This is a genomic window from Streptomyces griseorubiginosus (genome assembly GCF_036345115.1).
Classification (GTDB): Bacteria; Actinomycetota; Actinomycetes; order Streptomycetales; family Streptomycetaceae; genus Streptomyces; species Streptomyces griseorubiginosus_C.
The window spans coordinates 3,518,168-3,530,418 of sequence record NZ_CP107766.1 but is presented as its reverse complement, the minus strand read 5'-3'; the positions used below and the strand labels follow the sequence as shown (position 1 = coordinate 3,530,418).

The 12,251-nt window shown below is 71.1% G+C and carries 10 protein-coding genes; 4 read left to right on the top strand and 6 right to left on the bottom strand.

Features of this window, described 5'->3' with window-relative positions; translation table 11 throughout:
* Nucleotide 1 precedes the first annotated feature (1 nt).
* Genes OHN19_RS15715 through deoC form a run of 3 tightly spaced genes read right to left on the bottom strand, consistent with a single transcriptional unit; the run spans nt 2 to nt 3,304 of the window.
* Nucleotides 2-910, bottom strand: a complete 909-nt coding sequence (locus tag OHN19_RS15715; protein WP_330264793.1) for an aldehyde dehydrogenase family protein — start codon at nt 908-910, stop codon at nt 2-4.
* Nucleotides 903-2,339, bottom strand: coding sequence for an aldehyde dehydrogenase family protein (locus tag OHN19_RS15710; RefSeq protein WP_330264792.1), 1,437 nt, complete (start codon nt 2,337-2,339; stop codon nt 903-905). Before OHN19_RS15710 ends, OHN19_RS15715 begins: the two co-directional genes overlap by 8 nt.
* Before the next feature lie 5 nt (nt 2,340-2,344).
* On the bottom strand, nt 2,345-3,304 hold the full coding sequence (gene deoC, locus OHN19_RS15705) for a deoxyribose-phosphate aldolase (protein ID WP_330269626.1): 960 nt from the start codon (nt 3,302-3,304) through the stop codon (nt 2,345-2,347).
* Nucleotides 3,305-3,420: 116 nt separating this feature from the next.
* Here deoC and OHN19_RS15700 point away from each other — a divergent pair, with 116 nt between their 5' ends.
* Together OHN19_RS15700 and OHN19_RS15695 are read left to right on the top strand one after the other, a co-directional pair.
* Entirely contained in the window at nt 3,421-4,077 is a 657-nt protein-coding gene (locus OHN19_RS15700) for a PH domain-containing protein (protein ID WP_330264791.1), read from the top strand.
* Between the two features lie 292 nt (nt 4,078-4,369).
* Entirely contained in the window at nt 4,370-5,935 is a 1,566-nt protein-coding gene (locus tag OHN19_RS15695) for a metallophosphoesterase family protein (RefSeq protein ID WP_330269625.1), read from the top strand.
* Nucleotides 5,936-6,022: 87 nt separating this feature from the next.
* On the opposite strand, the gene OHN19_RS15690 is transcribed toward OHN19_RS15695, so the two are convergent.
* The 3 genes from OHN19_RS15690 to OHN19_RS15680 all read right to left on the bottom strand — a co-directional run bounded on the left by OHN19_RS15690 (nt 6,023) and on the right by OHN19_RS15680 (nt 9,543).
* Nucleotides 6,023-7,654, bottom strand: coding sequence for a phospho-sugar mutase (locus OHN19_RS15690; protein WP_330264790.1), 1,632 nt, complete (start codon nt 7,652-7,654; stop codon nt 6,023-6,025).
* Between the two features lie 515 nt (nt 7,655-8,169).
* Entirely contained in the window at nt 8,170-8,994 is an 825-nt protein-coding gene (locus OHN19_RS15685) for a purine-nucleoside phosphorylase (RefSeq protein WP_330264789.1), read from the bottom strand.
* A 111-nt stretch (nt 8,995-9,105) separates the two neighbouring features.
* Nucleotides 9,106-9,543 (bottom strand): gamma-glutamylcyclotransferase, encoded by a 438-nt coding sequence (locus tag OHN19_RS15680; protein WP_020141438.1) that lies wholly within the window; start codon nt 9,541-9,543, stop codon nt 9,106-9,108.
* 96 nt (nt 9,544-9,639) lie between these two features.
* Between OHN19_RS15680 and OHN19_RS15675 the strand changes: the two genes are divergently transcribed.
* Both OHN19_RS15675 and OHN19_RS15670 read left to right on the top strand, forming a co-directional pair.
* The gene (locus OHN19_RS15675; protein ID WP_330264788.1) at nt 9,640-11,088 is read left to right on the top strand and encodes an NAD(P)H-quinone dehydrogenase; all 1,449 of its coding nucleotides are present in this window, start codon (nt 9,640-9,642) and stop codon (nt 11,086-11,088) included.
* Nucleotides 11,089-11,254: 166 nt separating this feature from the next.
* Nucleotides 11,255-12,220, top strand: coding sequence for a DeoR/GlpR family DNA-binding transcription regulator (locus OHN19_RS15670; protein WP_330264787.1), 966 nt, complete (start codon nt 11,255-11,257; stop codon nt 12,218-12,220).
* The last annotated feature ends 31 nt before the right edge of the window (nt 12,221-12,251 follow it).

Below are 12,251 nucleotides of genomic sequence, written 5' to 3'. Positions count from 1 at the left end.
CTCAGTAGGACGAGCCCGACGCCCCCAGCGAACCCGTCGGGTGCCAGACCGTCTTGGTCTCCAGGAACGCCGTCAGACGGTCAATCCCCGGCGTCGCCGCCCAGTCGTCCACAGGCTGTGGACGCAGGACGCGCTTCAGGTTGTCCGCCGCGGCGATCTCGAGTTCCTTCGCGAGGATCTCGTCCGCGCCCGCCAGGTCGATCGCGTTGACGTCCTGGTGGGAGGCGAGCGGGGTCGCGATCTCCGCCGTACGGCCCGAGAGGACGTTGACCACGCCTCCGGGGACGTCCGAGGTGGCCAGGACCTCGGCCAGGGACAGGGCGGGGAGCGGGGACTTCTCCGAGGCCACCACGACCGCCGTGTTGCCCGTCGCGATCACCGGGGCCAGCACGCTCACCAGGCCCAGGAACGACGACTCCTGCGGGGCCAGGACCGCGACCACGCCCGTCGGCTCGGGTGAGGAGAGGTTGAAGTACGGGCCCGCCACCGGGTTGCCGCCGCCGACCACCTGGGCGATCTTGTCGGTCCAGCCCGCGTACCAGACCCAGCGGTCGATCGTCGCGTCCACCTGCTCGGCGGCCTTCGACTTCGACAGGCCCTCCGCGTCGGCCACCTCGTGGACGAACTGCGCCCTGCGGCCCTCCAGCATCTCCGCGACGCGGTAGAGGACCTGGCCGCGGTTGTAGGCCGTGGCTCCCGACCAGCCGCCGAACGCCTTGCGTGCGGCCACGACCGCGTCACGGGCGTCCTTGCGGCTCGACTGCGGCGCGTTCGCCAGCCACTTGCCCTTTGCGTCGGTCACCTCGTACACCCGGCCGCTCTCGGAACGCGGGAACTTCCCGCCGACGTACAGCTTGTAGGTCTTGAAGACAGACAGGCGCTGCTCGGTCTTTTCGGTCTTCTCAGACATCGAGGTATGCCTCCAGGCCGTGGCGACCGCCCTCGCGGCCGAAGCCCGACTCCTTGTAGCCGCCGAAGGGCGAGGTCGGGTCGAACTTGTTGAACGTGTTGGACCAGACGACCCCGGCCCGGAGCTTGCCCGCGACCGCCAGGATCCGCGAGCCCTTCTCGGTCCAGATGCCCGCCGACAGGCCGTACTGCGTGTTGTTCGCCTTGGCGACCGCCTCGTCGGGCGTACGGAAGGTCAGGACCGACAGGACCGGGCCGAAGATCTCGTCGCGGGCGATGGTGTGCGCCTGGGTGACGTTGGTGAAGAGCGTCGGGGCGAACCAGTAGCCGGAGGACGGGAGTTCGCACTCCGGGGACCACGGCTCGGCGCCCTCGGCCGCGCCCTTGTCGACGAGCGAGGTGATCCGCGCGAGCTGCTCGGCGGAGTTGATCGCGCCGATGTCCGTGTTCTTGTCGAGCGGGTCGCCGAGGCGCAGGGTGGACAGGCGGCGCTTGAGGGAGTCCAGCAGCTCGTCCTGGATCGACTCCTGGACGAGGAGGCGGGAGCCCGCGCAGCAGACCTGGCCCTGGTTGAAGAAGATGCCGTTGACGATCCCCTCGACGGCCTGGTCGATCGGGGCGTCGTCGAAGACGATGTTGGCGCCCTTGCCGCCCAGTTCCAGGGTGAGCTTCTTGCGGGTGCCCGCGACCGTGCGCGCGATCTCCTTGCCGACGGCGGTGGAGCCGGTGAAGGCCACCTTGTTGACGTCCGGGTGCGCGACGAGCGCGGCGCCCGTGTCGCCGTAGCCCGGGAGGATGTTGACGACACCCCTGGGCAGACCCGCCTGGCGGCACACGTCCGCGAAGAACAGGGCGGACAGGGGGGTCGTCTCGGCGGGCTTCAGCACGACCGTGTTGCCGGTCGCCAGGGCCGGGGCGATCTTCCACGCCAGCATCAGGAGCGGGAAGTTCCACGGGATGACCTGGCCGGCCACGCCCAGGGGCTTCGGCGCCGGACCGAAGCCGGCGTGCTCCAGCTTGTCGGCCCAGCCCGCGTAGTAGAAGAAGTGCGCGGCGACCAGGGGCAGGTCGGCGTCGCGGGTCTCCTTGATCGGCTTGCCGTTGTCCAGGGTCTCCAGGACGGCCAGCTCGCGCGAGCGCTCCTGGATGATCCGGGCGATGCGGAACAGGTACTTGGCGCGCTCGGAGCCGGGCAGCGCCGACCACTTCGCGAAGGCCCTTCGGGCGGCCCCCACCGCGCGGTCGACGTCCGCCTCGCCCGCCTGGGCGATCTCGGACAGGACCTCCTCGGTGGACGGCGAGACGGTCTTGAAGACCTTGCCCTCGGCCGCCTCCACGAACTCGCCGTCGATGAACAGGCCGTAGGAGGGGGCGATGTCGACGACCGAGCGGGACTCGGGCGCCGGTGCGTACTCGAATGCGGATGCCATGGTGATCAGTCCACCGTCACGTAGTCGGGGCCGGAGTAGCGGCCGGTGGCCAGCTTCTGACGCTGCATCAGCAGGTCGTTCAGGAGCGAGGAGGCGCCGAAGCGGAACCAGTGGTTGTCGAGCCAGTCCTCGCCCGCGGTCTCGTTGACCAGGACGAGAAACTTGATCGCGTCCTTGGACGTACGGATACCGCCGGCCGGCTTCACGCCCACCTGGACGCCGGTCTGCGCACGGAAGTCGCGCACCGCCTCCAGCATCAGCAGGGTGTTGGCGGGAGTGGCGTTCACCGCGACCTTGCCGGTGGACGTCTTGATGAAGTCCGCGCCGGCCAGCATGCCGAGCCAGCTCGCGCGGCGGATGTTGTCGTACGTCGACAGCTCGCCGGTCTCGAAGATGACCTTGAGCCGGGCGTCGGTCCCGCAGGCCTCGCGCACGGCGACGATCTCGTCGTACACCTTCATGTAGTTCCCCGCGAGGAACGCCCCGCGGTCGATGACCATGTCGACCTCGTCGGCACCGGCGGCCACGGCGTCGCGCACGTCGGCCAGCTTCACGGCCAGGGCCGCGCGGCCGGCCGGGAAGGCGGTGGCCACGGAGGCGACCTTCACACCGGAACCGGCGACGGCCTCCTTGGCGACGGCCACCATGTCGGGATAGACGCAGACCGCGGCCGTGGCGGGGGTCGTCCGGTCGGTCGGGTCGGGGCGGACCGCCTTGGCGCCGAGCGCCCGGACCTTGCCCGGGGTGTCCGCGCCTTCCAGCGTCGTCAGGTCGACCATCGAGATGGCGAGGTCGATGGCGTACGCCTTCGCGGTCGTCTTGATGGAACGGGTACCGAGAGAGGCGGCGCGCGCCTCCAGACCGACGGCGTCCACGCCGGGCAGCCCGTGAAGGAACCGGCGCAGCGTGCTGTCGGACGCGGTCACGTCCGTGAGCGGGTGTGCGGCTGATGCAGTGGTGGGCATGGTCACCAGACGAGCATATCTACGCGCGTAGCGGCTGTACAGGGGGGCAGGTCACCCACGTGGAAGGGGAGCGGGCCGCACGAACACTCTTACCGGCGGCGCTTAGGATCGCGAGCATGTCGTCCGCAACCCCGGAATCCAGGGACCGCATCTACCGCTCACCCATGGCGCTGATCGGCGGCTTCCTCCTCCTCGTCATCATCGGCTGGCTCGGCTTCGACGCGGTCGCCTCCGGCAGCGGCAGCACGCCGTGGTTCGCGCTCGCCACGCTGCTCCTCCTCGTGCCGCTGGTGATCGCCTTCACCCTCCGCCCGGCCGTCTTCGCCAACCACGACCGGCTGCGCATCCGCAACCCCTTCCGCGTCATCGTCCTGCCCTGGGGCGAGGTCGAGATGTTCCGCTCGGGGTTCTCGAACGAGGTGCTCGCCAAGTCCGGCACCAAGTACCAGCTGTGGGCGATCCCGGTCTCGCTGCGCGGCCGCAAGAAGGCGGCGCGGCAGACCGCCCGGCAGGAGTCCGGGCGGGGGCCGAGCAGGGGGATGGGGCTGTTCGGCTCGATGCAGACCGATGTGCTCGGGGGGCGGACGCCGGTTCCCGACGGGCCCGTCCGGGCCGAGACCGACCAGATCATGGACGATCTGGGGGACCTGCTGGAGGCCCGGGGGAAGGCGAAGACGTCCCAGGGGGAGGTCTCGGTGCGGTGGGCCTATGAGATCGCGGGGCCCGCGGTGGCGGGGGCGGTGCTGCTTTTGATTCTGGCGGTGGTGGGGTAGCGCGTTACGGCGTGCCGCGGGGGTTGTGCGGCGGGTGCGGGTGCGGGTGCGTTGTGGTTGGTCGCGCCCGCGCGGCGGTAGCCGCACATCGATACAGCCCCGCGCCCCTTTGGGGCGCTCACGGTGGGCCGGGGTGGGAGTGGGGCGCGGAACCAAGGTCGACATCCATCCCTGAATCACCCGATGGGGTGCTCCGGACCTGTACATGGGGCAACGCAGAGGTTCAGTCCAATCCCCATTCACCGGCTGCTGTCAGCCTCCGGCCATGAACGCACCCCTGAACACCCCGCGCATGGGCATCCCCGCCCGTCTCGCGGAGACGCTGAGCATGCCGGAGCGGCACGAGTACCTCCGGCGGTCCCTGTCCCGGCGCGGTCTCCTCGCCGCGACCGCGGTCGCCGGTGCGGCCGGACTCGCCGCGAGCGGCACCGCGCGGGCGGCCACCCCCGACCTGGTCACGCGCTCGGCCACCGAGCACGTCGACGGCGCCCTCGTCGCGCCGTTCGGCCGGCACCTCGCGTACGGCGCCGACCCGCGCACCCAGATGCGGGTGTCCTGGCAGGTTCCGCTGCCCGTCCGCGATCCCTTCCTGCGGATCGGGCTCAGCCCGCTCGACCTCGGCCACAAGGTCCCCGCCGAGGTGCGGGACCTGTTCACCCCGGCCGGGGTCGGCAAGAGCGCCGACATCGACCAGTACTACGTGCACGCGGCCCTGGACAACCTGCGGCCCGGGACCACCTACTACTACGGCGTCGGCCACGACGGCTTCGACCCGGCGCACGCCGGTGCCGCGCACACCGTCTACTCCTTCACCACCGCCCCCGACACCCACAGCCGGCGCCCGTTCGCCTTCACCGCGTTCGGCGACCAGAACCCCAGCTACACCGCCATCGGCCTCAACGCGCTCGTCCAGGCCCAGAACCCGGCCTTCCACCTGCACGCAGGCGACATCTGCTACGCCGAGGAGACCGGGCACGGGCTGCCCGCCGACAGCAGCAACTACGACGCCCGGCAGTGGGACCAGTTCCTCGCCCAGATCGAACCGACGTCGAGCCGGGTGCCGTGGATGGTGGCGTTCGGCAACCACGACATGGAGGCCTGGTACTCGCCCAACGGCTACGGCGGCAACGAAGCCCGCTTCACGCTCCCCGGCAACGGGTTCGACCCGCAGAAGGCACCGGGTGTGTACTCCTTCGTCCACGGGAACGTCGCCGTCGTCTCGGTCGACGCCAATGACGTGTCGTACGAGATTCCCGCCAACCGCGGCTACACGGGCGGCAAGCAGACCGCGTGGCTGGACCGGCGGTTGGGGCAGCTGCGCAAGACGCCCGGCGTCGACTTCATCGTGGTCTTCCACCACCACTGCGCCTTCTCCACCACCAGCTCGCACGCCTCCGAGGGCGGGGTGCGGGAGGAGTGGGTGCCGCTGTACGAGAAGCACCAGGTGGATCTCGTCGTCAACGGGCACAACCACGTGTACGAGCGCACGGACCCGGTGGTGCGGGACAAGGCCGTGCGCGAACTGCCCATCGGAGGGACGCACGAGCCGGCCCGTGGTGGGGTCGTCTACGTGACCGCGGGCGCGGGCGGGGAGAGCGTCTACAGCTTCCCCGTGGCCGACAGCTACGAAGGGCACGAGGACGAGGTCGGTGCCGTGCCGACGTACTACACGGGCGCGGGGGGCAAGGTCACCGAGAGCGTGGACTGGTCGCGGGTGCGGTACACCGGGTACTCGTTCATCCGTGTCGACGTGAAGCCGGCTTCCGCGGGGCGGACCTCCACGCTGACGGTGCGGGCGCTGGCGGCTACGGGGGCGGAGGTGGACCGGTTCGTCGTGGCGCGGAAGGTGACCGGCTGAGAGGGTGAGGGGCGGCCCGGACGGGGGCCGCCCCTCGGCTTGGGTGGCGGTGGCGGGTTGTGGTGGCGGTGGCGGTTGGGGTTGTGGTCAGATTCCCGCGGCTGCCGACAGGTCCCGCTTGATCGTGGCCAGGAGGTCGGTCGCCTTGGCGCGGGCCGTCGGGAGGTCCGCGTGGGTGGCCACCGGGATCACCACCTCCAGGTAGCACTTCAGCTTCGGCTCCGTGCCGCTCGGGCGGACGACGACCCGGGCGCCGGTGAGGGTGTAGCGCAGGCCGTCGGTGGGCGGGAGCCGGTCCGTGCCCCGGGTGAGGTCCTCCGCCCTGGTGATCGGCAGGCCCGCGAGCTCGGTCGGCGGGTGCTCGCGGAGCCGCTCCATCGCCCTGGCGATGATCGACAGGTCCTCCACGCGGACCGAGAGCTGGCCGGTGGCGTGCAGACCGTGGGCCACGGCGAGGTCGTCGAGGAGGTCGGGGAGCGTGCGGCCCTGTTCCTTGAGCTCGGAGGCGAGCTCCGTGACGAGGAGCGCGGCGGTGATGCCGTCCTTGTCCCGTACGCCCTCCGGGTCCACGCAGTAGCCGAGGGCCTCCTCGTAGCCGTAGCGCAGGCCCTCCACGCGGGCGATCCACTTGAAGCCGGTCAGGGTCTCCTCGTAGGGCAGGCCCGCCTTCTCGGCGATCCGGCCGAGGAGGGAGGAGGAGACGATCGACTCGGCGAACGTGCCCTGCGCTCCGCGGGTCACCAGGTGGGCGGCGAGGAGCGAGCCGACCTCGTCGCCGCTCAGCATGCGCCAGGTGCCGTTGTCCTTTACGGCCACTGCGCAGCGGTCGGCGTCGGGGTCGTTCGCGATGATCAGGTCGGGGTCGGTCTCGTGCGCCTTCGCGAAGGCGAGGTCCATCGCGCCGGGCTCTTCCGGGTTGGGGAAGGCGACGGTCGGGAAGTCGGGGTCCGGGTCGGCCTGTTCCGCGACGAGGTCCGGGGTGGGGAAGCCCGCGCGGGCGAACGCGGCGAGGAGGGTGTCCTTGCCGACGCCGTGCATCGCCGTGTAGACGGTGCGGGCGGTGCGGGGGGAGTTCTCCGCGAGGACGGCGTCCGTGCGGGCGAGGTAGGCGTCGAGGACGCTGTCGTCGAGGGTCTCCCAGCCGGTGTCGGGGCGCGGGACGTCGTTGAGGGACGCGATCGCTTCGATCTCCGCCGCGATCTCCGCGTCGGCGGGCGGGACGATCTGGGAGCCGTCGCCGAGGTAGACCTTGTAGCCGTTGTCGCGGGGCGGGTTGTGGCTGGCGGTGACCTCCACGCCGGCGACCGCGCCCAAGTGCCTTATGGCGTACGCCAGGACGGGGGTGGGGAGGGGGCGGGGGAGGACGGCCGCGGTGAGGCCGGCGCCGGTCATGACGGCGGCGGTGTCCTGGGCGAAGTCCTTCGACTTGTGGCGGGCGTCGTAGCCGATGACGACGAGGCCGTTGCCGTTGCCGTGCTTCTTGAGGTACGCGGCGAGGCCGGCGGCGGCTCGGATGACGACCGTGCGGTTCATGCGCATCGGTCCGGCGCCGAGTTCGCCTCGCAGGCCGGCGGTGCCGAACTGGAGGGTGCCGCTGAAGCGGGCTTCGAGTTCTTTGACGTCTCCGGCTTCGAGGAGGCGGGAGAGTTCGGCGCGGGTGTCCGGGTCGGGGTCTTCGGCGAGCCAGGTTGTGGCGCGGGCGGTGAGATCGTCATCCACGGTTGCCTCCGGCGGTGGGGCGGTTGTTTGTCTGCGGCGTGGTGGGGGCGGGCGTTTTGCGCAGTTCCCCGCGCCCCTGAGGGGCCTGCGGCGGCCTCTTGCTGTCCGGTGGGGGCGTGTGTAGCGCGTTTCGTTCGGTGGGTGGGTCGGTGCCGGGGTGGGGGGTATCCGTCCTCGGTCCGGCGGCTCGGTCCCTTGAGATGTCCTCGGTTCCGGACGCCGGCCGCTGCGGGCGGACACCCCCCACCCCGTCCCCTGCGCGCCGTACGCGGCGAACGGCCGGTGGGGGCGGACGCGGCGGCTGACGGCCCGTGGGGGCGGGCGCGGTGGCTGACGGTTCGTGGGGGCGGGCGCGGCGGCTGACGGCCCATTGGGCGGGTGCTGACGGTCCATCGTGGCGCAGGCCAACTGCAACTCCTCAGGGGCGCGGGGAACTGCGCGACCAGCCACCACGGACCCGCAGCCGCCGGACAGCGGGACCCGGCACCCCCCTAGGCGCCCAGCGCTCGCGAAGCTCAGATGCGGCCGAGGACCTGCGCCAGCAGGGACCCCATCCGGGTCGCGCTGTCGCGGCCCGCCTGGAGGACCTCCTCGTGGTTCAGGGGCTCGCCCGTCATCCCCGCGGCGAGGTTCGTGACCAGGGAGATGCCCAGGACCTCCGCGCCCGCCTCGCGTGCGGCGATCGCCTCGAGGACCGTCGACATGCCCACCAGGTCCGCACCGATGACGCGGGCCATGCGGATCTCCGCCGGCGTCTCGTAGTGCGGGCCGGGGAACTGGGCGTAGACGCCCTCCTCCAGCGTGGGGTCGATCTCCTTGCACAGGGCGCGCAGGCGGGGGGAGTAGAGGTCGGTCAGGTCGACGAAGTTCGCGCCGATGATCGGGGACGTCGCCGTGAGGTTGATGTGGTCGCTGATCAGGACCGGCTGACCGGGTCGCATGCCCTCGCGGAGGCCGCCGCAGCCGTTGGTGAGGACGATCGTCTTGCAGCCGGCCGCGACCGCGGTGCGCACGCCGTGAGCCACGGCGGCCACGCCACGGCCCTCGTAGTAGTGCGTACGGCCGAGGAAGACCAGGGCGCGCTTCGCGCCGATCCGGTACGAGCGGATCTTGCCGCCGTGTCCCTCCACCGCCGGCGGCGGGAAACCGGGCAGCTCGGTGACCGGGAACTCGGCGTCGGGGGCACCGAGCGCGTCCACCGCCGGTGCCCAGCCGGAGCCCATCACGAGGGCGACGTCGTGGGTCTCGGCGCCGGTCAGTTCGCGCAGGCGTACGGCGGCGGCGTCAGCGGCGGCGTGCGGGTCGCCCTGGATGTCGTCCGGAAGAAGAGATGCGTTCACGCGGATGAGGGTAGCCGGTCCGGGCCTACGCGCGTAGATGACAGAGCTGACGGGATGGCGATCGTTGTCTTGTTGTTTCCGACCAAGGGTGTGGCCGCTGTGGCGTGAGGGTCAGCAGGGGCGCTTGCGCAGTTCCATCACGTAGTCGTGCGGTGCGCCGGCCGACTCCGCCGCGTCGGCCACCTCGCCCAGGTAGCGGGCCGAGGGCAGGCCACCCTCGTAACCGTTCAGGACGTACGTCCAGGCCTGCTCCTCGCCCTCCAGGGTGTGGATCCGGACCCGGGTGCGGCGGTAGATGTCCAGGCCCACGCCCTCCCAGCGGTCCATCGAGTCGTCGTCGGCGGGCGCGATGTCGTAGAGCGCGACGAAGACCTGGGAGAGCGGGTCCTCGACGATCGTCGCCAGCGCTCCTTCCCAGCCCATGTGCTCGCCGCCGAAGGTCAGCCGCCAGCCGTTCAGCCACCCCGTGGCGCGCATCGGCGAGTGCGGGGCGCGGCGGGTCATCAGCCGCGCGTCGAGGTTGCCGGCGTAGGCGGCGTAGAGCGACATGCGTCGAGGGTACGGCAGGCTTCTCCGGCGTCTCTCCCGTAACAGAGGTATCTCGGGGTGGGCCCCAGGCAGTGGCACTCCGGCGCGTGCGGGACAATGGAGTACGTGACTCGGATCGTGATCATCGGTGGCGGACCCGGCGGATACGAGGCGGCCCTGGTGGCCGCCCAGCTCGGCGCGGAGGTGACCGTCGTCGACTGCGACGGTCTGGGCGGGGCGTCGGTGCTGACCGACTGCGTCCCGTCGAAGACCCTTATCGCGACGGCTGAGGTCATGACGACCTTCGACTCGTCCTACGAGGAGCTGGGGATCATCGTCGCCGACGACACCCCGCCCCTGGAGCAGGCCGCGCGGGTGGTGGGCGTCGACCTGGGGAAGGTCAACCGGCGTGTGAAGCGGCTCGCTCTCGCCCAGTCCCACGACATCACCGCCTCTGTCACGCGTGCCGGTGCCCGGGTGCTGCGCGGGCGTGGACGCCTTGAGGGCATGCAGGCGCTCGACGGGTCCCGGAAGGTCGTCGTGCGGGCCGTCGACGGGAGCGAGGAGACGCTCGTCGCCGATGCCGTACTGATCGCCACCGGCGGCCACCCCCGTGAGCTGCCCGACGCGCAGCCCGACGGGGAGCGGATCCTCAACTGGACCCAGGTCTACGACCTCGACGAGCTCCCCGAAGAGCTCATCGTGGTCGGGTCCGGTGTGACCGGTGCCGAGTTCGCCGGCGCCTACCAGGCACTCGGGTCCAAGGTGACGCTCGTGTCGTCCCGGGACCGGGTGCTGCCCGGAGAGGACCCGGACGCGGCCGCGGTGCTGGAGGACGTCTTCCGGCGGCGCGGCATGAACGTCATGGCGCGCTCCCGTGCCCAGTCCGCCAAGCGGGTCGGGGACCGGGTCGAGGTCACGCTGGCGGACGGCCGGGTCATCAGCGGGTCGCACTGTCTGATGGCCGTCGGTGCCATTCCCAACAGCGCCGGGATGGGGCTGGAGGAGGCGGGCGTCAAGCTGCGCGACTCCGGGCACATCTGGACCGACAAGGTGTCCCGGACGACCGCTCCCGGTGTGTACGCCGCCGGTGACGTGACCGGTGTGTTCGCCCTGGCTTCCGTGGCCGCCATGCAGGGACGCATCGCCATGTACCACTTCCTCGGCGACGCGGTGGCCCCGCTGAACCTGAAGACCGTCTCCTCCAACGTCTTCACCGACCCCGAGATCGCCACCGTCGGCTACTCGCAGTCCGACGTCGACGGCGGCAAGATCGACGCCCGGGTCGTGAAGCTCCCACTGCTGCGCAACCCGCGCGCGAAGATGCAGGGGATCCGCGACGGCTTCGTCAAGATCTTCTGCCGGCCGGGCACCGGGATCGTCGTCGGCGGTGTCGTCGTCGCACCCCGCGCCTCGGAACTGATCCACCCCATCTCGATCGCGGTCGACAACAATCTGACGGTCGAACAGATCGCGAACGCGTTCACCGTTTACCCCTCCCTTTCGGGCTCGATCGCCGAGGTGGCACGGCAGTTGCACACACGCAAGGAGACCGGGGAGGCCTGACGGCCGAAAGCGATTCCTGCCTGGTCACCGTCAGTTGTCGACCATTCGTGCGGCATAGGCGGGGGGATTAGGCCCTATACCACTTCCCGTCCTACTGTGCGAACAACTTCGGTAATTCGGCGCAAACTGCTGAAACCAGACGGTCGCCCGCGTTACTGTCAGTTTCGTGTTCGCTGCAGAACGTCGCCAATTGATCCTCGAAATGGTGCGAGCCAATGGGGCCGTGTCGCTCCGTGAGCTCGCCCGCGTCGTCCAGACCTCCGAAGTGACCGTACGGCGGGACGTGCGCGCACTGGAGGCAGAAGGACTCCTCGACCGCCGACATGGCGGTGCGGTATTGCCGGGCGGGTTCACGCGGGAGTCCGGCTTTCCGCAGAAATCGCATCTCGCGACCGCCGAGAAGACGGCCATCGCCGATCTCGCCGCGGGCCTCGTCGAAGAAGGCGAGGCCATTGTGGTGGGGGCGGGCACCACCACCCAGGAGCTGGCGCGTCGGCTCGCCCGGGTCCCCGGGCTGACCGTCGTGACCAATTCCCTTCTGGTGGCCCAGGCGCTCGCCCACGCCAACCGGGTGGAGGTCGTGATGACCGGCGGCACCCTGCGCGGCTCCAACTACGCCCTGGTGGGCTCCGGAGCCGAGCAGTCGCTCCAGGGGCTTCGGGTCTCGCGTGCCTTCCTCTCCGGGAGCGGGCTCACCGCCGAGCGCGGGCTCTCCACGTCCAACATGCTGTCGGCGTCCGTCGACCGGGCGCTGGTGCAGGCCGCCGCGGAGGTCGTGGTCCTCGCCGACCACACCAAGCTCGGCACCGACACCATGTTCCAGACCGTGCCGACGGATGTGATCACCCGCCTGGTCACCGACGAGCCCCCGGCCCACGACGACCGGGCCGGCACGGAGCTCCAGGCGCTCGCCGACCAGGGGGTGCAGATCGCGGTGGCCGGCGCGTCGGGAGCGCCGGGGGGTGATCAGGCCCCGGCGCGCCGGGGCCAGGAGCGCCGCGACGTGCCCCTGCCGGGGCCTCGGCGCGGGCAGGTCTCGGGAGCGGGGCCGACGCTGCGGACGGCGGCGGTGCTGGGGGATCCGACGTCCGGGGCGGAGCGGGGGCGCGTGGCGGACCTTCGACGCCGGTGACGGGGCCTCTCCGTCGGCTGGGACGGGGTCA

What these genes read in the sequence shown, in the direction of transcription:
- OHN19_RS15715 (WP_330264793.1), bottom strand. Translation starts at nt 910, where the DNA reads ATGTCTGAGAAGACCGAAAAGACCGAGCAGCGCCTGTCTGTCTTCAAG.
- OHN19_RS15710 (WP_330264792.1), bottom strand. Translation starts at nt 2,339, where the DNA reads ATGGCATCCGCATTCGAGTACGCACCGGCGCCCGAGTCCCGCTCGGTC.
- deoC (WP_330269626.1), bottom strand. Translation starts at nt 3,304, where the DNA reads ATGCCCACCACTGCATCAGCCGCACACCCGCTCACGGACGTGACCGCG.
- OHN19_RS15700 (WP_330264791.1), top strand. Translation starts at nt 3,421, where the DNA reads ATGTCGTCCGCAACCCCGGAATCCAGGGACCGCATCTACCGCTCACCC.
- OHN19_RS15695 (WP_330269625.1), top strand. Translation starts at nt 4,370, where the DNA reads ATGGGCATCCCCGCCCGTCTCGCGGAGACGCTGAGCATGCCGGAGCGG.
- OHN19_RS15680 (WP_020141438.1), bottom strand. Translation starts at nt 9,543, where the DNA reads ATGTCGCTCTACGCCGCCTACGCCGGCAACCTCGACGCGCGGCTGATG.
- OHN19_RS15675 (WP_330264788.1), top strand. Translation starts at nt 9,640, where the DNA reads ATGGAGTACGTGACTCGGATCGTGATCATCGGTGGCGGACCCGGCGGA.